General features: G+C 69.1%; 26 protein-coding genes. 13 read left to right on the top strand and 13 right to left on the bottom strand.

What is annotated here, in order from left to right; genetic code table 11:
• Positions 1-34 precede the first annotated feature (34 nt).
• Entirely contained in the window at positions 35-508 is a 474-nt protein-coding gene (locus ACFYTQ_RS13830) for a hypothetical protein (protein ID WP_387360398.1), read from the bottom strand.
• 64 nt (positions 509-572) lie between these two features.
• On the opposite strand from ACFYTQ_RS13830, the gene ACFYTQ_RS13825 reads away from it, so the two are divergent.
• The 3 genes from ACFYTQ_RS13825 to ACFYTQ_RS13815 are packed head-to-tail and all read left to right on the top strand — an operon-like array spanning position 573 to position 2,232.
• Entirely contained in the window at positions 573-857 is a 285-nt protein-coding gene (locus ACFYTQ_RS13825) for a hypothetical protein (protein ID WP_387360396.1), read from the top strand.
• Entirely contained in the window at positions 857-1,405 is a 549-nt protein-coding gene (locus tag ACFYTQ_RS13820; protein WP_387360394.1) for a DUF6879 family protein, read from the top strand. The genes ACFYTQ_RS13825 and ACFYTQ_RS13820 overlap by 1 nt, the downstream gene beginning before the upstream one ends.
• A complete protein-coding gene (locus tag ACFYTQ_RS13815) occupies positions 1,402-2,232 on the top strand; it encodes a helix-turn-helix domain-containing protein (RefSeq protein ID WP_387360392.1) in 831 nt (276 codons plus the stop codon). The genes ACFYTQ_RS13820 and ACFYTQ_RS13815 overlap by 4 nt, the downstream gene beginning before the upstream one ends.
• 24 nt (positions 2,233-2,256) lie before the next feature.
• Here the strand turns inward: ACFYTQ_RS13815 and ACFYTQ_RS13810 are convergent, their stop codons facing one another.
• The 9 genes from ACFYTQ_RS13810 to ACFYTQ_RS13770 all read right to left on the bottom strand — a co-directional run bounded on the left by ACFYTQ_RS13810 (position 2,257) and on the right by ACFYTQ_RS13770 (position 11,665).
• Positions 2,257-3,678: an MCE family protein gene (locus ACFYTQ_RS13810; protein ID WP_387361285.1), complete on the bottom strand. Its 1,422-nt coding sequence runs from the start codon at positions 3,676-3,678 to the stop codon at positions 2,257-2,259.
• A gap of 2 nt (positions 3,679-3,680) precedes the next feature.
• Positions 3,681-4,823, bottom strand: coding sequence for an MCE family protein (locus tag ACFYTQ_RS13805; protein WP_387360390.1), 1,143 nt, complete (start codon positions 4,821-4,823; stop codon positions 3,681-3,683).
• Between the two features lie 2 nt (positions 4,824-4,825).
• Positions 4,826-6,064 carry an MCE family protein gene (locus tag ACFYTQ_RS13800; protein ID WP_387360388.1) on the bottom strand — a complete coding sequence of 413 codons (1,239 nt, stop codon included), beginning with the start codon at positions 6,062-6,064 and terminating at the stop codon, positions 4,826-4,828.
• Entirely contained in the window at positions 6,061-7,086 is a 1,026-nt protein-coding gene (locus ACFYTQ_RS13795) for an MCE family protein (protein ID WP_387360386.1), read from the bottom strand. Before ACFYTQ_RS13795 ends, ACFYTQ_RS13800 begins: the two co-directional genes overlap by 4 nt.
• Positions 7,087-7,088: 2 nt before the next feature.
• Entirely contained in the window at positions 7,089-8,111 is a 1,023-nt protein-coding gene (locus ACFYTQ_RS13790) for an MCE family protein (protein WP_387360384.1), read from the bottom strand.
• Entirely contained in the window at positions 8,108-9,268 is a 1,161-nt protein-coding gene (locus ACFYTQ_RS13785) for an MCE family protein (RefSeq protein WP_387360382.1), read from the bottom strand. Before ACFYTQ_RS13785 ends, ACFYTQ_RS13790 begins: the two co-directional genes overlap by 4 nt.
• Positions 9,269-9,274: 6 nt before the next feature.
• A complete protein-coding gene (locus ACFYTQ_RS13780; RefSeq protein WP_387360380.1) occupies positions 9,275-10,120 on the bottom strand; it encodes an MlaE family ABC transporter permease in 846 nt (281 codons plus the stop codon).
• Between the two features lie 10 nt (positions 10,121-10,130).
• Complete coding sequence (locus tag ACFYTQ_RS13775; protein WP_387360378.1) at positions 10,131-10,928, bottom strand: MlaE family ABC transporter permease; 798 nt, start codon at positions 10,926-10,928, stop codon at positions 10,131-10,133.
• A 74-nt stretch (positions 10,929-11,002) separates the two neighbouring features.
• Positions 11,003-11,665 (bottom strand): TetR/AcrR family transcriptional regulator, encoded by a 663-nt coding sequence (locus ACFYTQ_RS13770; RefSeq protein WP_387360376.1) that lies wholly within the window; start codon positions 11,663-11,665, stop codon positions 11,003-11,005.
• 151 nt (positions 11,666-11,816) lie between these two features.
• Between ACFYTQ_RS13770 and ACFYTQ_RS13765 the strand changes: the two genes are divergently transcribed.
• The 6 genes from ACFYTQ_RS13765 to ACFYTQ_RS13740 are packed head-to-tail and all read left to right on the top strand — an operon-like array spanning position 11,817 to position 16,422.
• A complete protein-coding gene (locus ACFYTQ_RS13765) occupies positions 11,817-12,677 on the top strand; it encodes a mycofactocin-coupled SDR family oxidoreductase (protein WP_387360374.1) in 861 nt (286 codons plus the stop codon).
• Positions 12,678-12,711: 34 nt separating this feature from the next.
• The gene (locus ACFYTQ_RS13760) at positions 12,712-12,903 is read left to right on the top strand and encodes a ferredoxin (RefSeq protein WP_387360372.1); all 192 of its coding nucleotides are present in this window, start codon (positions 12,712-12,714) and stop codon (positions 12,901-12,903) included.
• 22 nt (positions 12,904-12,925) lie between these two features.
• On the top strand, positions 12,926-14,293 hold the full coding sequence (locus tag ACFYTQ_RS13755; RefSeq protein ID WP_387360370.1) for a cytochrome P450: 1,368 nt from the start codon (positions 12,926-12,928) through the stop codon (positions 14,291-14,293).
• Positions 14,290-15,189 (top strand): hypothetical protein, encoded by a 900-nt coding sequence (locus ACFYTQ_RS13750; RefSeq protein ID WP_387360368.1) that lies wholly within the window; start codon positions 14,290-14,292, stop codon positions 15,187-15,189. Before ACFYTQ_RS13755 ends, ACFYTQ_RS13750 begins: the two co-directional genes overlap by 4 nt.
• A gap of 23 nt (positions 15,190-15,212) precedes the next feature.
• Positions 15,213-15,734: a twin-arginine translocation pathway signal gene (locus tag ACFYTQ_RS13745; RefSeq protein ID WP_387361283.1), complete on the top strand. Its 522-nt coding sequence runs from the start codon at positions 15,213-15,215 to the stop codon at positions 15,732-15,734.
• A 28-nt stretch (positions 15,735-15,762) separates the two neighbouring features.
• Positions 15,763-16,422, top strand: a complete 660-nt coding sequence (locus ACFYTQ_RS13740) for a TetR/AcrR family transcriptional regulator (protein WP_387360366.1) — start codon at positions 15,763-15,765, stop codon at positions 16,420-16,422.
• Here the strand turns inward: ACFYTQ_RS13740 and ACFYTQ_RS13735 are convergent.
• Positions 16,403-16,999, bottom strand: coding sequence for a hypothetical protein (locus ACFYTQ_RS13735; RefSeq protein WP_387360364.1), 597 nt, complete (start codon positions 16,997-16,999; stop codon positions 16,403-16,405). The two genes, ACFYTQ_RS13740 and ACFYTQ_RS13735, sit on opposite strands and share 20 nt — an antisense overlap.
• Before the next feature lie 132 nt (positions 17,000-17,131).
• Here ACFYTQ_RS13735 and ACFYTQ_RS13730 point away from each other — a divergent pair, with 132 nt between their 5' ends.
• The 4 genes from ACFYTQ_RS13730 to ACFYTQ_RS13715 are packed head-to-tail and all read left to right on the top strand — an operon-like array spanning position 17,132 to position 23,069.
• A complete protein-coding gene (locus tag ACFYTQ_RS13730; protein WP_387360362.1) occupies positions 17,132-18,301 on the top strand; it encodes an amidohydrolase family protein in 1,170 nt (389 codons plus the stop codon).
• Positions 18,298-19,533 carry a M24 family metallopeptidase gene (locus ACFYTQ_RS13725; RefSeq protein ID WP_387360360.1) on the top strand — a complete coding sequence of 412 codons (1,236 nt, stop codon included), beginning with the start codon at positions 18,298-18,300 and terminating at the stop codon, positions 19,531-19,533. Before ACFYTQ_RS13730 ends, ACFYTQ_RS13725 begins: the two co-directional genes overlap by 4 nt.
• Positions 19,523-20,641, top strand: coding sequence for a M24 family metallopeptidase (locus ACFYTQ_RS13720; RefSeq protein ID WP_387360358.1), 1,119 nt, complete (start codon positions 19,523-19,525; stop codon positions 20,639-20,641). Before ACFYTQ_RS13725 ends, ACFYTQ_RS13720 begins: the two co-directional genes overlap by 11 nt.
• 1 nt (position 20,642) lies before the next feature.
• Positions 20,643-23,069 (top strand): CoA transferase, encoded by a 2,427-nt coding sequence (locus tag ACFYTQ_RS13715; RefSeq protein ID WP_387360356.1) that lies wholly within the window; start codon positions 20,643-20,645, stop codon positions 23,067-23,069.
• A 31-nt stretch (positions 23,070-23,100) separates the two neighbouring features.
• Here the strand turns inward: ACFYTQ_RS13715 and ACFYTQ_RS13710 are convergent, their stop codons facing one another.
• Together ACFYTQ_RS13710 and ACFYTQ_RS13705 are read right to left on the bottom strand one after the other, a co-directional pair.
• Positions 23,101-24,324 (bottom strand): cytochrome P450, encoded by a 1,224-nt coding sequence (locus ACFYTQ_RS13710; protein ID WP_387361281.1) that lies wholly within the window; start codon positions 24,322-24,324, stop codon positions 23,101-23,103.
• 30 nt (positions 24,325-24,354) lie between these two features.
• Positions 24,355-24,549, bottom strand: a complete 195-nt coding sequence (locus ACFYTQ_RS13705) for a ferredoxin (RefSeq protein ID WP_387360354.1) — start codon at positions 24,547-24,549, stop codon at positions 24,355-24,357.
• Positions 24,550-24,554 lie beyond the last annotated feature (5 nt).

Here is a 24,554-nt window from a genome sequence, read left to right as displayed (position 1 = left end):
GTTCGGCGTCATCGCCATGATTCATGCGTGATATTCAGGTGGGGCGCTTTGCTTTTGGCTGGGGTGAGCGGCCGATGCTTGCGGTCTCCGGCGCTTGCCAGCGTTGCAGGCCCCGGGCGCCTACCGCGTACTCCTCGATGTCGCCGATCACCGGGCCTGCGCTGAGATCGACGTCGAAGGTGTCGGGTGCGGCTCCGGTGAGGGCGGCGATCATCTGCCGGGCGGTCGGCTCGATCGCCTTCTTGTCGTCGACCGGTGTCCACCTATCGACCGCGGGGACCTGGATCAGCCAGCGACTGCCGCAGCAATGAACCTTCACCAAGTATCGACGCACCGAAACGCACTCCTTCGATATTGAGGTGGGGCAGTTCGGCACCAGGGATGAGCAAGCCGAATGCGCTGTCCCGCGCGGGCTTTCGCTCATGCCGAGTGCCTGTTCATCGATGCTGAAGCCCACCACTGTGGCGTGGCCACCGTTTTGCGCGTCTTTGCGCGCGACCTTGACCAAAATCGCCGTGGGACGTCACGATTTGCGTGCCCGCTCTTCCGCATTCCGCAAAAGGGGCTCTGCCATGACCACACTTCGCTTGCTCGGGTCCGGCTCCGATCACGGCGCATGTCCGGCCGTCTACGCCACCGATGACAACGGCCTCATCGTGCAGGGCGACCGAATCCCCGATGGGCATGCGGTCGCTGTCCCCCACCGGCTGCTCGATTGGCTCGAACCGGGCATGATGCTGCCCGTGGAAGCCACGAGCACCCCCGGCGTCATCCTGGTTCCCGGTACCCCCGTGACCGACGACGTGCGAGGGCAACTGACGCTCGATCCGCACGAAACCGCCGTCGAGGTGCGCTGATGCTCCACGTCAGCGGCGACGACATCTGGGCCCCGCTGTTTCGTCGGGCGCGTAGCAGCGCCTTTCATCTCGAAGTGCGCGACAGCTACGCCGTGGCCGACGAAGCCGAAGCGTTGCGCCGCTGGGCGGCCGGTGAGCCGTACGAACGCGAGCAGCAACCCGACTCCTGGCGCGCGTGGGATGAGCTGATGATCGAAACCGCCGGTCGCGGCGTCGCACTCGAACGACTGCGCGTCGTCACCGTGCCGCACTCCGACTATGTGCGCTGGCTGCTGGAAAACACCGACGACAACGTGGAGACCGGCGAAGACGTGCGCTGGCTCCCCCGCCATCTGGCTCGGCCGACGGCGATTCCCGCCGACGACTATTGGTTGTTCGACAGTGCCACGCTCGCGTTCACCACCTTCGACGAGGAAGGCGGCTTCATGGGCCTGTCGATCAGCACCGATCCAGGGCTGGCGGACTGGGCCAGTCACGCACGAGACATCCTGTGGCCCAAGGGAATCGACCACGCCGCCTACGTCAAGAGCGAGTACGTCCAGGCGTGACCGATGTTCAGCAGGCGCGGGCGGCACTCGGTGCACGCCTTCGGGAGTTGCGCCGAGCCGCCCGCATGTCCGGCGTCGAGCTGGCGGCCGCCTGTGGCTGGCACTCGTCGAAGGTGTCGCGAATCGAGCACGGCAAGCAGAGCCCGACAGAAGAGGATGTGGCCCAATGGTGTTCGGCCGTCGGCAATCTCTCCGTTCTCGATGATCTCGTCGCCTCGCTACGAAACGCGCAGGCGATGTATCTCGAATGGCAACGCGCGGTGGCAGCGGGGCACGCGCACCGACAGCGTCAATCCATCCAGCTCGAAGGCCGCACCAAGCTCATCCGCTGGTGGTCACCCGACGTCGTCCCCGGCCTACTGCAAACCGAACCCTACGCCCGCGCCGTCCTCACGGCCTGTATCGCCGTCACCGCGGGCAGGAACGATCTCGACGAGGCACTCACCGCCCGCATGCAACGCCAACGCGTCCTGCACCGTGGCGAGCGCCGCTTCCACCTGATCGTCGGCGAGTGGGCGCTCTACCGCACCGTCGGCGACGACGAGGTGATGCTCAATCAACTCGCCCGGCTGACCGAGACGATCACCCATCCCCGTATTCGACTCGGCATCCTCCCGCTGACCGCCGAATACCGCGTGCCCGCAACCAATTTCGTCATCTACGACCGCACCCGAGTCCAGACGGAGACGGTCAGCGCCGAACTGACCATCACCCAACCCTCGGAAATCGCCCTACACGAGAAGACCTTCGCCACTCTCGCAACACAAGCCGCCTACCGGGACGACGCCCGAGCCCTGATCGCCCGAGCGATGCGAAGGCTCCAGTAATTTCGACACCCCGGCCGTTCCCCGTCAATGCGGCAGCATGTCCTTCCACACCTGCGGCTTCCCCCCTGCCAAATCGGTCTGCTCATAGAGCTTGCCGTCGGGCCCCACGTACTTGCCGGTGTTCGGATCGTATTTCGCGACGCCGATCGACGGACCCATCAGGTTGGCGGACCCTGGGGTGCGGGATTGCTCGTCCTGGGGGATGCCCTGTCCGGCGAGGCCCGGGTCGTAAGGGTAGGGGCCGACTACAGGCTGCTCGTTGGCGACCGGCTCATATTGTTGGTCGCTGTCGCACAATTCGGCGGTGGGGGCGCGTTTGTCAGGATGCCCGGCGCAGGGGTAGTTGCGGGCGCCGCGGACGGCTATCGGGGAGTCTTGGGGGAGTTTGCAGTACATGCCGTCGGGGGTGTCGAGGGTGGTGGTGTCGGCGGGGGAACGCCATTGGGAGGGTGGGAGGAAGCCGACTGTGCAGGCGGGGGGATCGGAGGTGCCGCTGAGGCGGAAGTCGCCGAGGCCCCAGCCGGAGGCGTTGTTGGTGGGGTGGACCGCCTCGATCATGGAGATGGCGGGGGGCAGCAGGACCAGGACCTGTTCGATATTGGCGTGGTAGGTCACTGCGAGTTGGCCGACAGTGGTCAGGTTGGCCAGCAGGACCGGGAGGGTGAGTTTCACCGAATCCAGCAGCTGCGCCACGTCGTGGGTGAAGCCGGGGCCGTTCTGCAACAGCGCCCGAACCCGCGGATCGTCGGCGACGAGCTGATCGGTGACCCCGGCGAGGCTGCGGCTCCAGATGCGGATCGCGTCCGCGGTGCGGGCCTGCGAATCGATCAGGGGGCCGGTGTCCTCCACGAGGGCGCGCGCGTTCTCCCCCACCCCGTTCAGGCCCGCGGCCACCTTGCCCGTCGAGGACAGCAGCGAATCCAGGTCGTAGCCACCGCCGTTCACGCCCCGGAACATCTCGTCGAGCAGCTCGTGCAGTTTGTCCTTGGGGATCGTGCCGACCAGGGCGCTGAGGCTGTCCAGCATCGGGCCCACCGGCTGCGGGATCGTGGTGTCGCGCCGCGCGATCACCGAACCGTCGTGCAGATACGGCCCGTTGTCGGTGCGCGGGCGCAACTCGACGTACTGTTCGCCGACCGCCGACACGCTGCGCACCTCGGCCTCGACATCGGCTGGGATGCGCCACTTCTCGCCGATGGCGAGGGAGGCGCGCACCCCGTCGTGGGTGAGCTCGACGCTGGTGACCTTGCCGACCTCCACGCCCCGATAGGTGACATTGCCGAACCGGTACAGCCCGCCCGCCGCGGGCAGATCCACCGCGACCCGGTAGGTGCTCAGCCCGGTCAGCGCGGGCAGGCGCATGTACACCGTCGCCATGACCACGATCCCGATCACCGACAGGATCGCGAAGATGGTCAGCTGCATCCGGACGAAACGCGACAGCAGCATCAGCGGCCTCCCGAATTCCCCTGTGCGGGAGCGGGTTCGATGCCGACCGACAGCGGATCGCTGGTCTGGCGGGCGTACCCCGGATCCCCGATGGCCGCCTGCACCACCGCGGTCGGATCGCCGAGCGGGGTGCCGAGCAGCAGTTCGCGCCGCAACCGCGGGATGGTCAGATCCACCGTGGCGTCGAGATTGACGTAGTCGCCCTTGAGCGCGTGATCGATGCCGTACTGCCCGTAGGGATAGGTGGTGGCGAACGCGATGGCCGAGTTGATGTCGGCGCCGACGTCGGCGAGCGAGTGCAGCGTCGGCTCCAGATGCTCGAGATCGGTGACCAGATCGTCGCCGACGTCGGTGACGACCCCGGTCGCGGTGTCGCTGAAGGTCTTCAACTTGTTCAGCGCGGTGACGATATCGGGCCGCGCGGCCAGCAGCGTGTCCAGCGCGGGCGGCAACTTCTCCAGGGCGTCGGTGAGCACATCGCGCTGACCCGCGAATGTCGTTGCCAGCCTCTGCAATCCGGCAATGGTGGCGACGATGTTGTCGCGCTGGCCGTCGAGGGTGCCCATGAGGGTGTCGAGCCGGGTCAGCAGCGATCCGACGGTGTCCTGCCGCCCGGCGAACGCCTCGTTCAGCCCGTGGATGATGTCGCCGATCTGGCCGAGCCCGCCGCCGTTGACGACCACCGACAGCGAGGCGAGGGTCTGTTCGGTGGACGGGTAGGTCGACGAGGAGTTCAGCGGGATCGTCGCCCCCGAGGACAGCCGTCCGGCGGGCGCGGCGCCGGGCGGGGTGTTCAGCGCCAGATGACTCGAGCCCAGCAGGCTGGTCTGCCCGATCATCGCGACCGCGTTCGCGGGCACGACCGTGCCGGGCCGGATCCACACCTCCACCTCGGCGTGCCAGCCGCGCAACGTGATCGCGCCGACGCTGCCGACCACCACATCGTCGATCATGACCGGCGAATTCGACACGAGCGTACCGACATCCGCCATCTCGACGTGGATCACGGTCGATCCGGATTCGTGCCCGGTCGCACCGGGCAACGGCAGCGAGTTCACCCCGTTCCAGCCGCAGCCCCCGGCGGTGAGCACCGCGCAGACGCCCAGCGTCAGCAGCAGCCGGCCGCGATGCGAGTGGGTCATGGTCAGCGCCTTCCGCCCGGGAGGAGGATGTCGCCCAGGCTCGGCGGCGGGGGCGCCGGAGTCCGGGTGTCGACCACCTTCGGGATGAGATCGGGCTCGGTGTAGATCAGGTTCTTCGGATCCGCGGTGGGCCCGAGGATCGGATTCACCGGCAGCGGAAGGTAATTGAACGCCAGCATCTTCAGAAACGGCCCGAGGTATTCGCGACAGCGGTCGGCGGATTGGGCGGCGGTGGCGTTCTCCAGACTGGCGATGGCGGTGCACACGAACTGGACCGGGTTGGTGAAGTTGTTCAGCGTGAAAACGCCCGCCTCCGTACCGGTGTCGGGGTTGTAGATGTTGTAGAAGTTCGCCAGGCTCGTCGGGAACAGATGCAGCAGGTTCGCCAGATCGCCGCGATGGTCGACGAGGTTCTGGGTGACGTCCGCCAGCCGCCGCACCTGCTCACTCGCCTTGTCGCGGTTCTCGTTGACGAACCGCTGCACCTCGCCGATCGCGGTGGTCAGCGTCGTCAGCGCGGTGTCGAGTTCGGAGCGGCTGTCGTCGAGCACGCTGGTCAGCGAGGCCAGCCGGTTCTCGAACTGCACGATCTCGGTGTTGCTGTCGCGCAATGCCGTGACGAACCGCTGGAGATTCTCGATGATGTCGACGATGTTGCCGCTGCCGTCGGCGAGAATCCGTCCCACACCGGACAGCTGGGCCAGCGTCTGGCGCAGCTTGTCGCCGTTGCCCGCCAGCGCGTCGGCCGCGCTGTCGATGAAACGTCCGGTGGAACTGCTCGCCAGCACACTGTCGGGGCCCAGATCCGTTGCCAGCCGGGTCAATTGGGATTTGATCTCGTCCCATTCCACCGGCACCGCGGTCCGTTCGCGCGGGATGGTCGCGCCCGCGGCCAGCGTCGGCCCCGATCCGCGATAGGACGGGGTGAGCTGCACGTAGCGCGCGGCGATGAGGCTCTGCGCGATGATGACCGCGCGCGCGTCGGCGGGCACGCGCAGCCCGCGGTCGACGTGCAGCACCATCTCGGTACCGGTGCCGCGCGGTTCGATCGCGGCGATGGTGCCGACCTTCACCCCCGCCACCCGCACGTCGTCGCCGGGGTAGATGGCGGTCGCGGAGGCGAACACCGCGCGAATCGTGGTGGGCGCGAACATCTCCCGGCGCACCACCAGCGCCGCCGCCGCGATCACGGCGACGATGAGCACGGCCCCGGCGGCCCGCAGGATGCGACGGTTTCTCATCGGGGCGCCTCCGGTGCGGGAGTGGGGACCGGCAGCTGCCCGAACGCCTGATCGATGAACGGCTGGGTCAGCTCGGCGGGCAGCAGATTCGCGACGTAGGCGTTGTAGAACGGTCCACTGGACACGATCTCGCCCTGGGTGAGTGTCACCTTCACCAGGCCGGGCAGCGCCGCGGAGATGCTGTCGCGGTTCTTCTCGAGCATGGCGGCCACCGAGTTCAGGTGGTCGAGCACGGGCCCGAGCCGGGCCTCGTTGTCGGCGACCAGTCCGGACAGCTGCCGCGCCACGGCGGTCGTGTTGGCCAGCAGGTCCACGATCGCCTGCCGCCGCTCCGCGAGCACGCCGAGCAGCGAATTCGCGTTGAGCAGCAGCGTGTTCAGCCGATCGCCGCGCTGGGCGAGGATGCCGCTGACGTCGGCGGTGGCGCCGAGCAGGGCGCGCAGCGCGGCGTCGCGGTCGTTGAGGGTGTGCGAGAGCTTGGTCAGCCCGTCCAGGGTCGGGCCCAGCTGCGGGGCGATGTGGTCGAGGGTGGACGACAGCAGATCCAGCGACTCGTTGAGCGCCTTGGTGTCGAAGTCGGTGACATTGCCGGTGAGGTCGCCGACCGCGTCGGTGAGCGAATACGGCGACGAGGTCCGCTCGGTGGGGATGACCGCGTGCGGGCGCAGCGTGCCCGACCCCTCGGAGACCACGGTCAGGATCCGTTTGCCCAGCAGCGAACCGGTTTTGATGTGCGCGGAGGTCCGGTCGCCGAGCCGGACGGTGCACTCGGTGGTGAACTCCACGTGCGCGTCGCCGTCGCGCAACGCCACCGTCGCGACCCTGCCCACCTTCACCCCCGACACGATGACGTCGTCGCCGACGGTGAGCCCGCCCGCCTCGGTGAACACCGCCTCGTAGCGAACCGTTGTGCCCCAGGCCAGTACGGCCTGGGACTGCAATCCGATCAGGATGACGCACACGATGACGACGATGCCGACCAGACCCTGACGGAACAGCCGACCGCCTCGATACTCGAGCATGACTAGGGCGCACACCTCCCCGCGTCCTGCTTGATCGCGGGCAGCACCACGACCTGGCCGGACGGATCGTTCACCCGGACGGTGATCTCGCACAGGTAGTACTGGATGAAGTTGCCGTAGGTGCCCGTGCGGGCCATCTTGCGGAAGTTCTCCGGGGCCTTCTGGATGGCGGTCTCCAGGGTTTCCTTGTCGCCGTCCAGCGCGGGCGCGAGCCGGGCGAGCTCGGCCACGCTGCCCGCCAACGGGTTTCGCGTCCGGGTGAGCAGATCGGCGATCGAGGCGGTGCCGGTGTCGAGCGCGGTGATGGCCGCGCCGATCGGATCGCGATCCCGTGACAGCTCGGTGACCAACTGCTCGAGCCGGTCGACGGTCCCGGCGAACTGGTTGCCGTCCGCGGCCAGCGTCGCCATCACCGTGTTCAGGTTGTCGATCAGCTGCTGGATCACCGCGCTGTTGTCGGCGAGGGTGGTGGTGAACGACGCGGTCCGGGTCATCAGCGAATCGAGGGTGCCCTGCTTGCCCTGGACGGCCTCGAGCAGCGACCAGGTGAAGGCGTTCACCTCGCGCGAGTTCAGGCCCTGGATCACCGGTTTCAGCCCGCCCAGCAGCAGGTCCAGATCCAGTGCGGGCGTGGTGTTCTCGACCGGGATCCGCGCGCCCGGGCGCAGGATCGTCGTCGAGCCCGGTCCCTCGCTCAGTTCGAGGTACCGGTCCCCCACCAGGTTCAGGTAGCGGACCGCGACATGGGTGCCGGTGGTGAGCGCGACGCCGCGGTCGGCGTCGAAGCTGACCGTCACGGTGTGGTCGGGCCGCAGCTCGATACCCTTCACCGTGCCCACCCGCACCCCGGCGACGCGCACGGTGTTGCCCGCGCGCAGGCCCGAGGAGTCGGTGAACACCGCCGAGTAGCCGTTGGTGGAGCCGGTGCGGTAGTCGCCGAACACCAGGATCAGCACCCCCGACAGCACGACCATCACCGCGGCGAAGGCGCCGAACTTCAGCAGCGGGGAGTTGCGCCGCCTCATCGCGGCGCCCCGTTCGCCGGAATGCCCAGCAGCAGTTGCTGAATCGAGTCGACGTTGAGCTCCAAATCCCGGCGCGGATGCTCCCAGGGCGAGGCGCCGACGTCCGCGACGACGAACGGGGGCTTCCCCTCGTAGGGCACCGGAACCACCTCGCACTGCGGACCGCCGCTGGCCGCCACCTTGGGCAGATCCCGCGGGTATTGATACGGGTACGTGCCGAACTGGAAGTTCGCCGAGATCGCGACGCCCTCCATCCGCGCCGGGGGCAGCCGGTACAGCTTCGCCAATCCGGCCATCGAGCAGTTCAGCGCGTCGCGGTACTCGTCGGTGAGTTCGGTGGTGGGCACCAGCAGCCGCAGCGTGGACGCGAGGCCCGCATGGTTGTCGCCGAGCACCTGGGTTCCCGTGTCGGACAAGCCGATCAGGCCGGTCAGCAGGGCGTCGAGATTGTGCTGCTCGGCCACCAGGGTCTCGCTGATGCGCGCGGCGTTGCCCGCGGTGTCCAGCAGCGCGGGCGCGGCATCGGCGTAGGCGTTCACCACCGCCGGGGCCTGCGCGAGATCGGTGTTCAGCGCGGGCAGCCCCGGATCGAGCTTCGCCAGGAACGCCTCGAGGTCGGTGAGCATCTGCCCGATGTGCTGGCCGCGGCCCTTGGTGGCGGCCGCGATGGCCCCGAGGGTCTCGTTCAGCTTCTCCGGTTCGATGCTGCCGAGCACCTGGGTGAGTTGTTCGAAGACCGTGTTGATCTCGACGGTCACGTGGTCGGCGTCGAACACCTGACCCGCCGCGAGCGTGGCCCGGGTGGGCCGGTCCGGCGGGATCAGTTGCACGAACTTCGCGCCGAAGACGGTGGTGGAGGCGATGTCGACGGAGACGTCGGCGGGGATCATCCGCACCTGATTCGCTCGGATCGCAAGGTGGATCGCGGCCGTGCCGTCGGGGCGTTCGTCGATCGCGCTCACCCGGCCCACGGTCACCCCGCGCATCTCCACCTTCGCGTCGGGGTACATCACCAGCCCGGCGCGCCCGGCCAGCACCGTCACCGGCACGGTGTCGGTAAGCCCGCCGCGGAACAGCGTGATCGCGCCCGCGACGATCGCCACCACGGCGCCGATGGACAGCAGACCCAGCAAGGGCCGCAACACATTCGACAGCATCGCTCCCTATCCCGACAGGTTGAAGTTGCCGTTGGCCCCGTACACCGACAGCGACACCAGCAGCGTCACCGAGACCACCGCGATCAGCGAGGTCCGCACCGCGTTGCCCACCGCGATGCCCACCCCGGACGGCCCGCCGCTGGCGAAGAACCCGAAGTAGGTGTGGATGAGCAGGATCGTGATGGCCATGCACAACGCCTGCGCGAACGACCACACCAGATCCAGCGGATTCAGGAAGGTCGAGAAGTAGTGGTCGTAGAGTCCCGCCGACTGCCCCAACAGGAACACCGTGGTGAACCGGCTCGCGAGGAACGAGGCGATGACCGCCAGCGCGTACAGCGGCGTGATGGCCACCATGCCCGCGACGATCCGGGTGCCCACCAGGTACGCGATCGGCTCGATGGCCAGCGATTCGAGCGCGTCGATCTCCTCGTTGATGCGCATCGCGCCCAGTTGCGCGGTCGCGCCCGCACCGAAGGTCGCCGCCAGTCCGATGCCCGCCACGACGGGCGCCGAGATGCGCACATTGATGAACGCCGACAGGAATCCGGTCAGCGCCTCGATGCCGATATTGCCCAGCGAGCTGTACCCCTGCACCGCGAGCGTGCCGCCGGTGGCCAGGGTCAGGAACCCGACGATGACGACCGTGCCGCCGAACACCGCCAAAGCCCCTGAGCCCATGCTGATCTCGGCGATGAGCCGGATCGTCTCGCGCGGATAGCGGACCGCCGCCGCGGGCGCGCGCACCAGCGCCTTCAGATAGAACAGGGTGTGGTCGCCGATGCGGCCCAGACCCTTGATCGGCCGCTGCGCGCGGCGCACCTGTTTGGGATAGCGCGCGGCAATGGTCATGGGCGGCACCTCATTTCGCCGTCATCTGGATGCCGATCGCGGTGACGACGACATTGATGACGAACAGCGACATGAACGCGTACACCACGGTCTCGTTGACCGCGTTGCCGACGGCCTTGGCCCCACCGGTGACGATGAGCCCCCGATAGCAGGCCACCAGCCCCGCGACCAATCCGAACAGCAGCGCCTTGATCGAGGAGATGATCACCTCGTTCACGCCGGTGAGCAGCGTGATGCCCGCGGCGAACGCGCCCGGGTTGACGTCCTGGACGTAGACGGAGAAGACGTAGCCGCCGAGGATGCCGATGATGCAGACCAGATTGTTGAGCAGGAACGCCACCAGACCCGAGGCCAGCATGCGCGGAGTCACCAGGCGCTGCACCGGATTGATGCCGAGCACCTGCATGGCGTCGATCTCCTCGCGGATCGTGCGCGAGCCGAGGTCCGCGCACATGGCCGTCGCCCCCGAACCCGCGACGATCAGCACGGTCACCATCGGCCCGACCTGGGTCACCGCCCCGAAGGCCGCGCCCGCGCCGGACAGATCGGCCGCGCCGAGCTCGCGCAACAGGATATTGAGGGTGAAGCTCACCAGCACCGTGAACGGGATCGCCACCAGCAGCGTCGGCACCAGCGACACCCGCACGATGAACCAGGACTGCTCGAGGAACTCCCGGGTCTGGAACGGCCGCCGGAAGACGAACCGAACCGCGTCGGCCGACATGGCGAACAGCCCGCCGATCACTTGGAGAACGCTCACGCTCCGCCGGGACAGGGCCGGGGACCAACGGGGCAGTCCGACACCCATCGACCCACCTCCCTCTCACAAACGGATAATAAGATTCTCGTCATCGACAAGGCTTGCATACCGAATATGAGAATTCAATACTCGCCAGCGCCGACGATGCCGTGCGCGCAGAACGCCCACGCCTCGGCGGCCGAGATGGGATGCGGATCGGCCTCGACCGTACCGGGATGGGCGATGAACATGACCGCCTGCATGGTCGTCGCGGCCAGCCGTCGCGGATTCGCGCCCGGCCGCAGCCGCCCGGCCGCGCCGACCCGTTCCATCAGCTCCGCGAACAGCGCGAACAGCGCGGCGTGCGCGGCCCGCACCTCGGCCGGATCGCAGGTGCGCAGCCGCGGCGAGAACTCGGTGAACAGCGGCCGGTGCGCGTCGGGGTCCGGGCGGCACAGATGGAACAGCAGCTCGACCGCCGTGCGCAGCGCGTCCACCGGATCCTCGCGCACGGTCGCGGCCGCGCGGATCTGGGCCGCGGTCTTGCCGACCGCCTCCTCGTAAAGGGCCAGCAGCAGTTGATGTTTGCCGTCGAACTGGAGATAGAAGCTGCGCAGCGACTGCCCCGACCGGTCCACGATCTCCTGAACGGTGAAGTCGGTGCTGCCCTTCTCGGTGATGATGGCCTGCGCCGCGTCCAGGAACTGCTCGACCCGCCGCCCCGCGCGCTGGGCCGCGCCGCGCAGGGCACGCTCGACCGCGCGCTGTTTCCAGGCGGCTTGCCGCGTCTCGCCGGTGTCACCCATCGCCGCCTCACTGAAAATGTGATTCTCGCGCTCCACTCCTGGTTGTGAACGGAGTCGAACCTTGCTGCCAACTTCTAGGTAGAGTACCGTTCTCTTTCGCGGAAGTATGATTCTTCTCGCATCGAGCACCCAGCAGTGAAGGGGAACGACCGTGGGACGTGTCGAGGGCAAGGTCGCATTCATCACGGGCGCGGCGCGCGGCCAGGGTCGCAGCCACGCGGTCCGCCTGGCCGAGGAGGGCGCCGACATCATCGCGGTCGATCTGTGCGAGGACATCCCCACCCTCGGCTACGCGCTGGCCCGTCCGGAGGATCTCGAGGAGACCGCGAATCTGGTCGGCAAGACCGGCCGCCGCATCGTCACCGCGAAAGCCGATGTGCGCAAGGCGGATTCGCTGCGCGCCGCGCTGGACGCGGGGCTGGCCGAATTCGGCAGGCTCGATATCGTGGTGGCCCAGGCCGGGATCGCGGGAATGAAGGGGGAGCCGCAGTACCAGGCGTGGTGCGATGTCATCGACACCAATCTGATCGGCACCATCAACGCCATCCAGGTCGCGTTGCCGCACTTGCGGTCCGGCGCGTCGGTCATCGCCACCGGGTCGACCGCGGCCATGATGGACACCTCCAAGACCGATCAGCCGGGCCGCGATCTGGGCGGCATCGCCTACGTGCACTCCAAGCGGGCGCTGTCGGCCTACGTGCACGACCTCGCGACGCACCTTGCCCCCCACGGCATCCGGCTCAACGTCGTGCATCCGACCAACTGCAACACCCCGATGTTGCAGAGCGAGCCGATGTACCGCTCTTTCCGCCCCGATCTGGAACACCCCACCCGCGCCGACGCCGAACCGGTGTTCGGGGTGCAGCAGGCCATGCCGATCTCCTACATCGAGCCCGAGGACATCAGCAACGCCATCGTCTACCTCGCCTCCGAGGAGGCCCGGTACGTGACCGGCATGCAGTTGCGGGTGGACGGCGGCGGCTATCTGAAGTGGTACGACCACCACCTGTGAGACCGGCGGACGAGACGACAGCGAGGACAGTGCGATGAAGGTTCGGGTCGATCCGGAACGCTGCCAAGGCCACACCCTGTGCGCCCTGGCCGCGCCGAAGGCGTTCGAGTTGAGCGAGATCGATGGCCATTCGACGGCGGTGTTCGACGAGGTGCCCGCCGATCAGGAGGAGCAGGTGCGCGAGGCGGTGCGTTCGTGCCCCGAGCGCGCCATCGCCGAGGCGTGAGCACACCGGAGGGAAACACACTGTGAGCATCGACGAGGTCGCCGCGGGCGAGGACCGCAAACGCAACCGCTACCACTTCGACCGGCACACCCCCGAATACCGCGGCCGCTTCGAGCAGATCACCCGGGAGATGCACGAGCGCTGCCCGATCGCGTGGACCGACACCTACGACGGGCACTGGGTCGCCAGCGGCGCCAACGAGGTGTTCGAGCTGGCCCGCTGCCCGCACGTGTCGAATGATCACGACCTGCACGGGGAACGCAAGGGCTACAAGGGAATATCGATCCCCACCGCCCGGCGCGCCTCGGTGGTACGCGGCGGCATCCTGGAGATGGACGATCCGGAGCACCGGATCTATCGGCAGGTGCTCAACCCGTATCTGTCGCCCGCGGCGGTCAAGCGGTGGGAGCCGTTCATCGACGAGGTGGTCCGCGCGAGCCTGGACGAGCGGATCGAGGACGGGCGCATCGACTTCGTCGACGATCTCGCCAATATCGTTCCCGCCGTGCTGACCCTGGCGATGCTCGGGATCCCGCTGGAGAAGTGGTCGGTCTACAGCGAGCCCGTGCACGCGGCGGTCTACACCCCGGAGGACTCCCCCGACGCGGTGCGGGTGGCGGAGATGCATCGGCAGATGGGGCTGGATCTGGTCACCAATCTGCACGAGATCAAACAGAATCCGCGGCCCGGTCTGGTCGACGCGCTGATCCAACTGCGCATCGACGGCGAGCCCGCGCCGGATCTGGAGATCCTCGGCATGCTCGGGCTGATCATCGGCGGCGGGTTCGACACCACCACCGCGCTCACCGCGCACGCGCTGGAGTGGCTGTCGGAGCATCCGGACCAGCGCGAGCTGCTCGGCCGGGAGCGCGAGCATCTGCTCAATCCGGCGACCGAGGAGTTCCTGCGCTACTTCACCCCCGCGCCCGGCGACGGCCGGACCATCGCGCAGGACTTCGAGGTGGCGGGCACCCGCTTCCAGGAGGGCGAGCGGCTGTGGCTGTCGTGGGCGATGGCCAATCGCGATCCGGCGGTGTTCCCGGATCCCGACGATGTGCTGTTGGATCGGAAGGGCAACCGGCACTTCAGTTTCGGGATCGGCATCCATCGCTGCATCGGCTCGAACGTCGCGCGCACGGTGTTCAAGTCCATGCTCACCGCGGTGCTCGACCGGATGCCCGACTACCGTTGCGATCCCGAGGGCACGGTGCACTACGACACCATCGGCGTCATCCAGGGGATGCGGCATCTGCCCGCGACCTTCACCCCCGGGGAGCGGCTGGGCCCGGGCCTGGACGACACCTTGAAGAAGCTGCAACGCATCTGCGACGAACAGCGATTGGCCGCGCCGGTGACGGTCCGGCCGGAGGCCGCGGTGATCACCGAGTGAAAGATCTCGCCGATCCCGACGTGGATCCCCGCACCCTGCTCCTGGCCGCCGAGGAGGCGGAGGCCGCCGCCGAGGCCGCCGAGGCCGAGGCCGCCGCCGCCCGGGCCCGCGCCCGCGCCGCCCGGCTACGCCAGCGCGCCGAAGCCTCGGCCCGCACGACCGAAACCAGCACGCCCGCAACCGAACCCAGCGTGCCCGTCTCCCCCACCCCACCGGAACCCACCGGGTCCGAGGAACACCCGACTCCGGAGGCAGCGCGGGACGCGTCGAAACCCACTGTGGCAGAGGCGGATTCCGCGGCGGAAGCGGAGGCCCGAGCGGACATCGAGGGCGCGGGGGAATCGGTTGCGGGCGAGGCGGATTCCGAGGAGCGGACCCGGCTGCGGCGGGTGCGGGCTCGGGTGGCGGCGGTCGGGTGGCGGCGGGGCGCGGTGGTGACCGTGGCGGTGGTGCTCATCGTGGTGTCGCTCGGGGTGAGCGGGTTCTCGGTGTGGCGGCATCGTGAGGCGGACGCGGAGCAGCGGCGGGCGGCGGAGTTCACGGCGGCGGCGCGGCAGGGGGTGGTGGCGCTGACGTCGCTGGACTTCAACCACGCCAAGGACGATGTGCAGCGCGTGCTGGACAATTCCACCGGGGCGTTCCGTGACGACTTCCAGGGCCGCGCGGACGATTTCACCAAGGTGGTCCAGCAATCGCAGGTCACCACCGAGGGCAAGGTCACCGCGACCGCCGTGGAGTCCATGACCGACGACTCGGCCGTGATCCTGGTGGCGGCCACCTCGCAGATCACCAATTCGGCCGGGGCGAAACAGGAACCGCGGGTGTGGCGGCTCAGCGTGACCGTGACGCGGGCCGACGACCGAATCAAGATGTCGAAAGTGGAGTTCGTGCCGTGAACGCCGTCCGCACCGGGGCCACCGTGGCCGCGCACCTGATCCGTCGCGGACTCGCCGCGCTGCGCCGCGCGCCCGGGGCCGTCGCGCTCACCGTGCTCGTGCTCGCGAGCACCGTCACCGCGGCGTCGCTGATCTGGTTCCAGTACCTGCCCGATCGCCACGCCGACGACTCCGATCGCGCCGCCGCGCTCGCCGCCGCCCGGGACGGCACGGTCGCGCTGCTGTCCTACGCCCCCGACACCCTCGATCACGACTTCGACACCGCCAAATCCCATCTCACCGGCGACTTCCTGACCTACTACACCCAGTTCACCCAGCAGATCGTGGCCCCGGCGGCCAAGGACAAATCCGTCAAGACCACCGCCACGGTCGTGCGCGCCGCGGTCTCGGACCTGCGCGACGACACCGCCACGGCCCTGGTGTTCATCGATCAGAGCACCACCTCCGCCGCCAAACCCGATCCGGCGATGACCGCCAGCAGCGTGCGCGTCACCCTCACCAAAACCCAAGGGATATGGCGCATTTCGGCGTTCGATCCGGTGTAGGCCCACCGGGCCGAGGGACAGGACGCGCATGAGCCATCTCGAGGAGGAGCGGCAACCGGCCTGGGTGCGGCGCTCGGTCGACCGCTCGCTGCGCGGGGCCCGGGTGCGAGCGGGCAACCGCGCCAACCGTTTTCTGGACGCGGCGCAAGCGGCCATCACCGAGAAGGGCAGCACCGACATCACCGTGCAGGAGGTCGTCGACCGCGCCGGGCAGTCGCTGACCAGTTTCTACATGCGCTTCGACGGCAAACACGAACTGCTGCTCGCGCTCTACGAGGACACCCTCGACCGGACCGTCGCGCAGATCCGCGCGGCCACCGGCAATCGCACCGATCCGCTGGACAAGCTGCGCATCGCCGTCGAATTGCTCTATCAGCTGTGCCGACCCGATCCGCGCACGCAACGGCCGCTGTTCACCGAGTTCGCGCCGCAGCTGCTGCGCTCGCGGGCCGCGGAGGTCCGCAAGGCGCACGCGTCGCATTTCGAGCTGTTCACCGAACTGCTCACCGAGGCCGAGCGGGCGGGCGCGCTGCCGCCCGGGGCGAATCCGCGCCGCCTGGCGGCGATCACCATGCAGGCCGTCATGTACATCGCCCGGCCCACCGCGGCCGACGACGACGCCGATCCCATCACCGCCGCGGACGTGTGGGCGTTCTGCTCGCGCGGGATCACCCGCCCACGGGACTGAGATCCGCGACAACCGGTGGCCACCAAGCCATTCCGCTGCACAGCGTCTCGGTGGGCCCGGTCGCCGCGGCGCGCACGCCCGCGGCGGCCAGCGCCTGCGCCTTGAACACCTGGGCCGCCGCGCTCAGGTGATGCAGCACCGGATCGACCCGGTACTCCGGCACCGCGGGCCAGTTGGCGCCCCAGCCGACGACCTGGATGCCACCGTCGTCGAGGGCGCGGCGCAGCCCGTCGGCCATGCGCGCGTCCCAGTCGATCAGTTCGGCGGCCACCGCGATCGCGTGCGGCCGCCGGTCCACCCCGCCCGTGTCGAGCACCGCCCGCAGATCGAGCACCTCCGCGCCGAGGATGCGCAGCGGCCGATCGTCGTCGGGCTCGGGGACGAGCACGCTCACCTCCCAGCCCGCGGCGGCCCGGTCGAACAGCCAGCCCCCGGCGTGTTCGACGGCGTCGGCGACGCTGGTCGCGACCACGTCGAGGCGGTATCGCACGATTCCCCAGTCGAAGCGCAGGCGGGTTCCGGCGAGCTTGTGCACCCGCGGATCGCCGCGGCGGGGATCGTGAGACCGAGCGTCCATGGCCTCGAGGATAACACCATTCTCCCAGTCAGATCGGCAGAAAAAGGCCAGCTCCACGACGACTACATGTACATGACTCTCAAAAAATGATAACGTCATTCTCACAAGCGAACCGAGTCATGGAGGGACCCGATGTCGGCTCCGACCAGCAGTGCTTCCCTGTACCCGCCCGGCGGCTTCGGGCCGCCCAAGGACCGGCGCGGCCATGCCGAGGGCGGTCTGGGGCTTCCCGTCGGGACGGAGGTGTTCTCGGCCGACAACCACATCTCGCTGGCCGACGACATCTTCTACGAGCGGTTCCCCGAGTCGCTCAAGGACCGGGCGCCGCGGGTCTGGTACGAGGACGGCGCGTATCAGCTGGGCCGCAAGGGAAAGTCGTTCCTGCCCGGCGATTTCAGCCATGTGCTCATGCAGTACGACCCGCTCGAGGGATCGGGCAGCGCGAATCTCGAGGCCCGCATCGCGGACCTGCGCGCCGACGGCATCGCCAAGGAGCTGGCCTTCCCCAACGCGCTGCTGGCGCTGTTGTTCTACCCGGACAAGGAGATTCGGGAGCTGGCGTTCCGGGTGTACAACGAGTACATCGCCGAGTTGCAGGAGCGTTCGGGCGGCGCGTTCTACGGTGTGGGCCTGATCAACTGGTGGGACGGACAGGGCGCGCGGCGCACCCTCGCGGAGCTGAAGTCGTTGGGGCTCAGGACGTTTCTGCTGCCGCTGTCGGCCGGTAAGGACGACGACGGCAAGGTCATCGACTACGCGGGCGCGGCGATGCGCCCGGTGTGGGAGGCCATCGAGGAGTCCGAGGTGCCGGTCGCCCATCACATCGGCGAGTCGCCGCTGTCGGCGCCGTGCGAGGTCAACAGCGTGGCCGTGGGCATGATGCACAATGTCGCCCCGTTCCGGGAGTTGTTCGCCAAGTACATCTTCAGCGGCATCCTCGACCGCCATCCCGGTCTGTCGGTCGGCTGGTTCGAGGGCGGCATCAACTGGGTGCCCGCGGCGTTGCAGGACGCCGAGCACATGCTCGCCTCCTTCCAGCACATGCTCGACCGCCCGGTCGAGCACGAGGTGCGCCACTACTGGCGAAATCACATGCGGGCCTCGTTCATCGTCGATCCGCTCGGGCTGTCCATGGTCGACCAGATCGGCCGCGACCGGGTGATGTGGTCGTCGGACTACCCGCACAATGAGAGCACGTTCGGCTATTCGGAGAAGTCGCTGGCCGCGGTGGTCGAGGCGGTCGGACCCGAGGACGCCGCGCGCGTGGTGAGCGGCAATATCAAGGATTTCCTGGGCCTATGACTTCCTCCGTGACCGCGGGCGCCGCGCGGTTCGAGATACCCGAGCGGCCCGATCGCGCCCGTATGCGCCGCGACACCGGGGCGCGGCTGCGTTCGGCGATGGCGGCGCGGGGCGTGGACGCGCTGGTCCTGCTGCACAACAGCAATGTCGTGTACGCCACCGGGGCCAACTGGCCGCTCGGCGACGCCGGACTCGCGCACGTCGAGCGCCCGGTGGCGGTGGTGGTGGCCGGGGACCCGTGGCCGCATCTGTTCCTGCCGTTCCGGGAGGGCGCGGCGGCGGAATCCGAGTTGCCCGACGACCATCTGCACGGCCCGGTGTACCTCGAATTCGACGAGGGCGTCGCCGAATTCGCGCGGCGGCTGGCCGAACTCGTGCCCGCGGGCTCGACCGTCGCGGTGGACGAATGCACCGGGGCGATGCGGCGCGCGACAGACGCGGTCTTTCCCGGCGGCCCGCCCTCGGACGCGGCCCTCGTGGTCGGGGCCGCCAAGCTGATCAAGACCCCGGACGAGATCGCGTGTATCCGCACCGCGTGCCGGATCACCGAACGGGCCATGGTGGACGTGCAGGCCGCGCTCGCTCCCGGCCGCCGCCAGATCGATCTGTCGGCCCGATTCATCCGGCGCGCTTTCGAACTCGGCGCGACCGCGACCATGCTGGACGCCATCTGGCAGGTCATGCCCGACAGCAGGGCCGCGGGCGTGTGGACCACGCACGGCGATCTGGCGCTGCCGCTGCTCACCACCGCGCGCGAACTGGCGGCGGGCGATGTGCTGTGGACCGATGTCAGCATCACCTACGGCGGCTACTGCTCCGACTTCGGCCGCACCTGGCTGGTGGGTGGCGAGCCGAATGCCGCTCAGCGCGACCAGTTCCGGCGGTGGCGCACGATCCTGAACGCCGTGCTCGACGTGACGAAGGCGGGGGCGACCGCGGCGGATCTGGCGCGGGCGGCGACCGCGGCCAACGACGGCGTGAAACCCTGGCTGCCGCACTTCTACCTCGGTCACGGCATCGGGGTCAGCGCGGCCGAAATGCCCATGATCGGAACGGATCTCGGGCCCGAGTACGACGAGAACTTCGTCTTCGAACCCGGCATGGTGCTGGTGTTGGAGCCGGTCGTCTGGACCGACGGCACCGGCGGCTACCGCAGTGAGGAAATCATCGTGATCACCGAGGACGGCTGGACCGCACTCACCGACTACCCCTACGCGCCCTATGAAGACTGAGGTAGCGCCGGACGACCGCGCCCTGCGCCTGGGGCGGCGCGAGCGCGCGCTGGCCCAGATGCGGGCCCACGACCTCGACGTCCTCGTCCTCGGCCGACAGGGCAACGCCCGCTACGTCTCCGGCGCGCCGCAGCTGTGGGTGGCCGGGACCCGGCCCTTCGGCCCGGTCGCCACGCTCGTCCGCGAGACCGGCGACGTGCACCTGCTGAGCACCTGGGACGAGGGCATCCCCGACGACATCCCGCACGAGCACCTGTACGGGCTCGCCTGGAACCCGATGAACCTCATCGCCGTGCTGCGCGAGATCCCGGGCGCGGCGACGGCGAAGCGGGTCGGAACCGACGCGCTGTCACCGTCTTTCGCGGCGATGCTGCCCTCGGCGTTCCCGAACGCCGAGCTGGTGGACGGCGAACTCGCCCTGCGGGCGGCGCGGCGGATCAAGACGCCCGAGGAGATCGCGGTGCTGCGCGACTCGCTGCGGGTGGCCGAGGACGCGCTCGCCGCGGCCGTGGCCCACCTCGCGCCGGGCGTCACCGAACAGGAGCTGACCGCGGTCGTGCTGGAGGCGGAGGCCGCGGGCGGGGTGAGCACCCCCGCCGCGCAGGACTGCGCGTGGGTCACCTCGCGCGAACACCCGTGGCGCCGAGCCGGAGTGGACCGGCGCGCCCGCGACGGCGATCTGGTGGCGATCTCGGCGAGCGTGCTCGGCGACGGCTACATCGGCGAGGTGGGCCGCACCCACCCGGTCGGCGACTCCGCCCGCGCCCGTGGCCTCTACGGACGCTGGAACAGCCTGTGGGACAAGCTGATCGGAGCCTGCCGCCCGGGCCGGTCGGCGGCCGGTCTGCTCGACGCCTACACCGCCGCCGGGGAGGCGCTGCCGCCCGTGCCGGTGGCCCGGGGCCTGGGTATGGGTTTCGATTCGCCCGTGGTGTCGCCGGCATTGCGCGGCACCGCGACCGCCGAACGCCTCGAACCCGGCATGGTCCTGGCGGTCACCGGCTATGTGTGGCAGTCCGGCGTCGGCGCGGTCTTCGGCCGGGACGCGGTGCTGATCACCGACACCGGGGCCGAGGTGCTGACCGGCGCGCCGCACTGGGACCGCTGAGATGGAGGTTCTCGACGGCTGTATGGTGGCCGACCTGTCGTCGGGCATCGCGGGCGGATACTGCACCAAACTGCTCGCCGACGCCGGGGCCGAGGTCGTGAAGATCGAAGCGCCCGAGGGGGATTCGCTGCGGCGGTGGACCGCCTCGGGCGCGGAACTCGCACCCGGGGCGGACGGGGCGCTGTTCGCCTTCCTCGCCGGATCCAAGCGCGGCGTCGTGGCCGATCCGGCGGTCGCCGCCGATCTGGAGCTGGTGGACCGGATTCTGGCGGCGGCGCGGGTGGCGGTGTGGTCGCCCGGTTCCCCTCTGGCCGAGCATCCGCACTGCGCGCCCGCCGCTCTGCGCGCCCGCCACCCGCATCTGATCGTCACCGCGATCACGCCGTTCGGGCTGGACGGTCCGTGGTCGGATCGGCCCTCCACCGAGTTCACGCTGCAAGCCTGGTCCGGGGGCATCGTCGGACTCGGACGCGGCGCGCCGGACCGCGCGCCCGTGCACGTGGGCGGGCGGATCGGCGAATGGTTCGCGGGCGCATACGCTTCGGTGGCCACGCTCACCGCGCGGTGGCGCGCGCACGACACGGGGGTGGGCGAACTGTGCGATCTGTCGATGCTCGAGACCCAGATCCTGGGCCTGACCTACTATCCGGTGTCGTTCTTCGAGGGGTTGGGCCGCCCGTTCCGCGATCGGCGGCGGCTGAGCGTGCCCGGTGTCGCGGCGGCCGCCGACGGCATGGTCGCCGTGGGTTGCGGCACCGCCCAGCAGTGGTTCGACCTGTGCGCCATGGTCGGTCATCCGGAGTGGATCGACGAGGGCATCGGGCCCGGCATCACCGAACGTGCCACCGAGAAGGCGCCCGAGATCATGGCGTGGATGGCCGAACAGCCCGTGGACGTAATCCGGGATCTGGCAACGGCTTTCCGTATCCCCAACGGCCCCGTCGTGCACGGCGCGAACGCGCCCACCATGGATCATTACCAGGCGCGGCGCTTCTTCACCACGAACCCCCGCGACGGCTTCACCCAGCCCGGCCCGCCCTACCGCACCGCTCCCCCGCTCCTGCGCGCCCCCGAACCCGCCCCGCGCCTGGGCGAGCACACCGACCACTATCGCGCCCTGACGCCTCGAACCCCGGTGTCTTCCAACGGTTCCGAATCCGACGCGCTGCCGTTCCGCGGCCTGCGGGTGGTGGATCTGACCACCTTCTGGGCGGGGCCGTCGTGCACCCACTATCTGGCCATGCTCGGCGCGGACGTGGTGCATGTGGAATCGGGGACCCGCCCGGACGGGACGCGGCTCATCGCGGGCGTGCCCGCCACCGAGGAGCGATGGTGGGAGAAGTCGCCGATCTTCACCGGCCTGAATACCGGGAAGAGGAGCATCACCGTCGACTCGCGCACCGACGACGGCCGGAAGATCCTGCACGCGTTGATCTCTCGCGCCGATGTAATCGTGGAGAACTACACGCCGCGCGTCATGGAACAGTTCGGCCTCGATCGGAACACCGTGCGCGAGCTGCGGCCCGACGCGATCATGGTGCGGATGCCCGGTTTCGGCCTGGACGGTCCGTGGCGCGACCATCCGGCGTTCGCCTACGTCATCGAGGACACGTCCGGATTGACCTGGCTCACCGGCTATTCCGATCAGAATCCCGTCGAGCCCTATTCGATCGGCGACCCCAACGCGGGCGTGCACGCCCTCAACGCCCTGCTGCTCGCCCTCGAACACCGCCGCCGCACCGGCGAGGGGGTGCTGGTGGAGGCGGCGATGGTGGAGGCCGCGCTGAATGTGGCCGCCGAACAGGTCATCGAGTACTCCGCCTACGGCGCGCTGCTCGAACGCGACGGCAATCGCGGCCCGGTGGCCGCGCCGCAGAACCTCTACCGCGCCGCGGGCACCGACGAGTTCGGGCGCGCGGACCGCTGGGTGGCGATCGCGGTCGAGACCGACGATCAGTGGCGGCAATTGCGCGAGGTGCTCGCCAACCCCGCCTGGGCCATGGACCGCGACCTGGACACGGCCGAGGGCCGACGCCGCCAGCACGACCTCATCGACGCCCGGCTCGCCGCATGGTGCGCTGAACGCGACAGCGACGAGATCGTCGAAACCCTCTGGGCCGCAGGCATTCCCGTGGCGAAGGTGATGCAACCGCACCGCCAGACCGAGCTGCCGCCCCTGCTCCACCGCGGCTTCTTCGAACCCGTCGCCCATCCCGTGCTGCCCACCGCGCGCCACAGCACCGTCCCGATCCGCTTCTCCGCCGGACCCGAACAGTTCCATCGCGCCCCCGCTCCCCTGCTGGGCGAGCACACCACCGAGGTCCTCACCGAACTCGGCCTGCCCGCGGAACGGATCGCGACCCTGGCGGCCGACGGAATCATCGGCGGCACACCGGAAGTCGTGCGCGCCCCCGCCCGGACCGAGTGATCGGCTCGGCGCGGGCCGGGGCGTCGCGGACCTACCAGGTCACCGGCAGCACGTAGACGCCGTAGGCGAGGCGGTCGTGCTTGAACTCGACCTCCTCGAACGGGATCGCCAGCTTCAGGGTCGGGATCCGCCGCGCGAGGGTCCCGAACACGATCTGCAACTCCGCGCGGGCCAACTGCTGGCCCACGCACTGATGCGGGCCGAAACCGAAGCCGACGTGCTTGCTCGCCGGGCGGCGCAGATCCAGTTTGTCCGGCTCGTCCCACGCCTTCTCGTCCCAATTGGCCGGGGCCAGATCGAAGATGATGCCCTCGCCCGCGCGGATGGTCTGCCCCGCGACCTCGATTTCGCCGACCGCCACCCGCCGCTGCCCGTTCTGGATGATGCTGAGATACCGCATCAGCTCCTCGACCGCGCCCGCGATCACCTTCGGATCGTCGGTGTCGCGCAGCAGCGCCCACTGCTCCGGATTGTCCAGCAGCGCGAGCACTCCGAGGGAGATCATATTGGCGCTGGTCTCGTGGCCCGCGATGAGCAGGCCGGTGCCGAGCTGCGCGGCCTCGCCCATGGTGATCTCGCCCGAACGCACCCGCTCGGCGATATCGGACAGCGCGTCCTCGGCCGGTTCGTCCAGCTTCTGTTTGATCAGGTCGACCAGGTACCGGGCCAGGGTGCTGCGGCGCTCGTCGGCCTGCTCCTTGGTGGCGAAGCGGTCGACGCTGGCGGTGGCCGACTCCTGGAAGAACTCGTGGTCGTCGTAGGGCACGCCGAGCATCTCGCTGATCATCAGCGTCGGCACCGGCAACGCCAGTCCGGCCACCAGATCCGCGGGCTTGGGCCCGGCCAGGATTCGGTCGATGTGCTCGTCGGTGACCCGCTGGATCACCTCGCGCAGCCCGTTGACCCGCTTGACGGTGAACGGTTTGGTGAGCATCCGGCGGTAGTGGCTGTGCTTCTCGCCGTCACTGGTGAACACCGACGGCGGGCGGCTGGTGACGATGGACTTCATGCCCTCGTTCCAGTGCGGGAACCCGTCGAGGTGGTCGTTCACGCTCACCCGCGGATCGGCCATCAGCGTCTTGTACTCGGCGTGGCCGGTGATCAGCCACGGGGTGCTGCCGTCCCAGATCCGCACCCGGCTCAGCGGCGCGGCCCGCCCCAGCCGCAGCGCCTCGGGGGGCGGCGCGAAGGGGCAGGCGGACGAGCGGAGCATCGGGTACTCCGAGATACCGTCGGTCTGCGCGACGTCGGTCATCACTTCGGACACGTTGGGACTCCTGCCGTTTCATTCCTCGATGTGGATCGCCGAGGCCGGGCACACCGCCGCGGCCTGGCGGACGTCGTCGGCGAGCTCGCTGGGCGGGTGCTCGTCGAGCAGGACGACGATGCCGTCGTCGTCGCGCTGGTCGAACACCCGCTCGGCGTGCATGACGCAGTGCCCGGCCGCGACGCATTTGCCTTGGTCGACAGTGACTTTCATCCGAA

Source organism: Nocardia sp. NPDC004068, assembly GCF_042874315.1.
Classification (GTDB): Bacteria; Actinomycetota; Actinomycetes; order Mycobacteriales; family Mycobacteriaceae; genus Nocardia.
This window is presented reverse-complemented; position numbering and strand designations above follow the sequence as displayed.

What these genes read in the sequence shown, in the direction of transcription:
- ACFYTQ_RS13825 (WP_387360396.1), top strand. Translation starts at nt 573, where the DNA reads ATGACCACACTTCGCTTGCTCGGGTCCGGCTCCGATCACGGCGCATGT.
- ACFYTQ_RS13820 (WP_387360394.1), top strand. Translation starts at nt 857, where the DNA reads ATGCTCCACGTCAGCGGCGACGACATCTGGGCCCCGCTGTTTCGTCGG.
- ACFYTQ_RS13805 (WP_387360390.1), bottom strand. Translation starts at nt 4,823, where the DNA reads ATGACCCACTCGCATCGCGGCCGGCTGCTGCTGACGCTGGGCGTCTGC.
- ACFYTQ_RS13800 (WP_387360388.1), bottom strand. Translation starts at nt 6,064, where the DNA reads ATGAGAAACCGTCGCATCCTGCGGGCCGCCGGGGCCGTGCTCATCGTC.
- ACFYTQ_RS13795 (WP_387360386.1), bottom strand. Translation starts at nt 7,086, where the DNA reads ATGCTCGAGTATCGAGGCGGTCGGCTGTTCCGTCAGGGTCTGGTCGGC.
- ACFYTQ_RS13790 (WP_387360384.1), bottom strand. Translation starts at nt 8,111, where the DNA reads ATGAGGCGGCGCAACTCCCCGCTGCTGAAGTTCGGCGCCTTCGCCGCG.
- ACFYTQ_RS13785 (WP_387360382.1), bottom strand. Translation starts at nt 9,268, where the DNA reads ATGCTGTCGAATGTGTTGCGGCCCTTGCTGGGTCTGCTGTCCATCGGC.
- ACFYTQ_RS13780 (WP_387360380.1), bottom strand. Translation starts at nt 10,120, where the DNA reads ATGACCATTGCCGCGCGCTATCCCAAACAGGTGCGCCGCGCGCAGCGG.
- ACFYTQ_RS13775 (WP_387360378.1), bottom strand. Translation starts at nt 10,928, where the DNA reads ATGGGTGTCGGACTGCCCCGTTGGTCCCCGGCCCTGTCCCGGCGGAGC.
- ACFYTQ_RS13770 (WP_387360376.1), bottom strand. Translation starts at nt 11,665, where the DNA reads ATGGGTGACACCGGCGAGACGCGGCAAGCCGCCTGGAAACAGCGCGCG.
- ACFYTQ_RS13760 (WP_387360372.1), top strand. Translation starts at nt 12,712, where the DNA reads ATGAAGGTTCGGGTCGATCCGGAACGCTGCCAAGGCCACACCCTGTGC.
- ACFYTQ_RS13740 (WP_387360366.1), top strand. Translation starts at nt 15,763, where the DNA reads ATGAGCCATCTCGAGGAGGAGCGGCAACCGGCCTGGGTGCGGCGCTCG.
- ACFYTQ_RS13735 (WP_387360364.1), bottom strand. Translation starts at nt 16,999, where the DNA reads ATGGACGCTCGGTCTCACGATCCCCGCCGCGGCGATCCGCGGGTGCAC.
- ACFYTQ_RS13730 (WP_387360362.1), top strand. Translation starts at nt 17,132, where the DNA reads ATGTCGGCTCCGACCAGCAGTGCTTCCCTGTACCCGCCCGGCGGCTTC.
- ACFYTQ_RS13725 (WP_387360360.1), top strand. Translation starts at nt 18,298, where the DNA reads ATGACTTCCTCCGTGACCGCGGGCGCCGCGCGGTTCGAGATACCCGAG.
- ACFYTQ_RS13720 (WP_387360358.1), top strand. Translation starts at nt 19,523, where the DNA reads ATGAAGACTGAGGTAGCGCCGGACGACCGCGCCCTGCGCCTGGGGCGG.
- ACFYTQ_RS13715 (WP_387360356.1), top strand. Translation starts at nt 20,643, where the DNA reads ATGGAGGTTCTCGACGGCTGTATGGTGGCCGACCTGTCGTCGGGCATC.
- ACFYTQ_RS13710 (WP_387361281.1), bottom strand. Translation starts at nt 24,324, where the DNA reads ATGACCGACGTCGCGCAGACCGACGGTATCTCGGAGTACCCGATGCTC.
- ACFYTQ_RS13705 (WP_387360354.1), bottom strand. Translation starts at nt 24,549, where the DNA reads ATGAAAGTCACTGTCGACCAAGGCAAATGCGTCGCGGCCGGGCACTGC.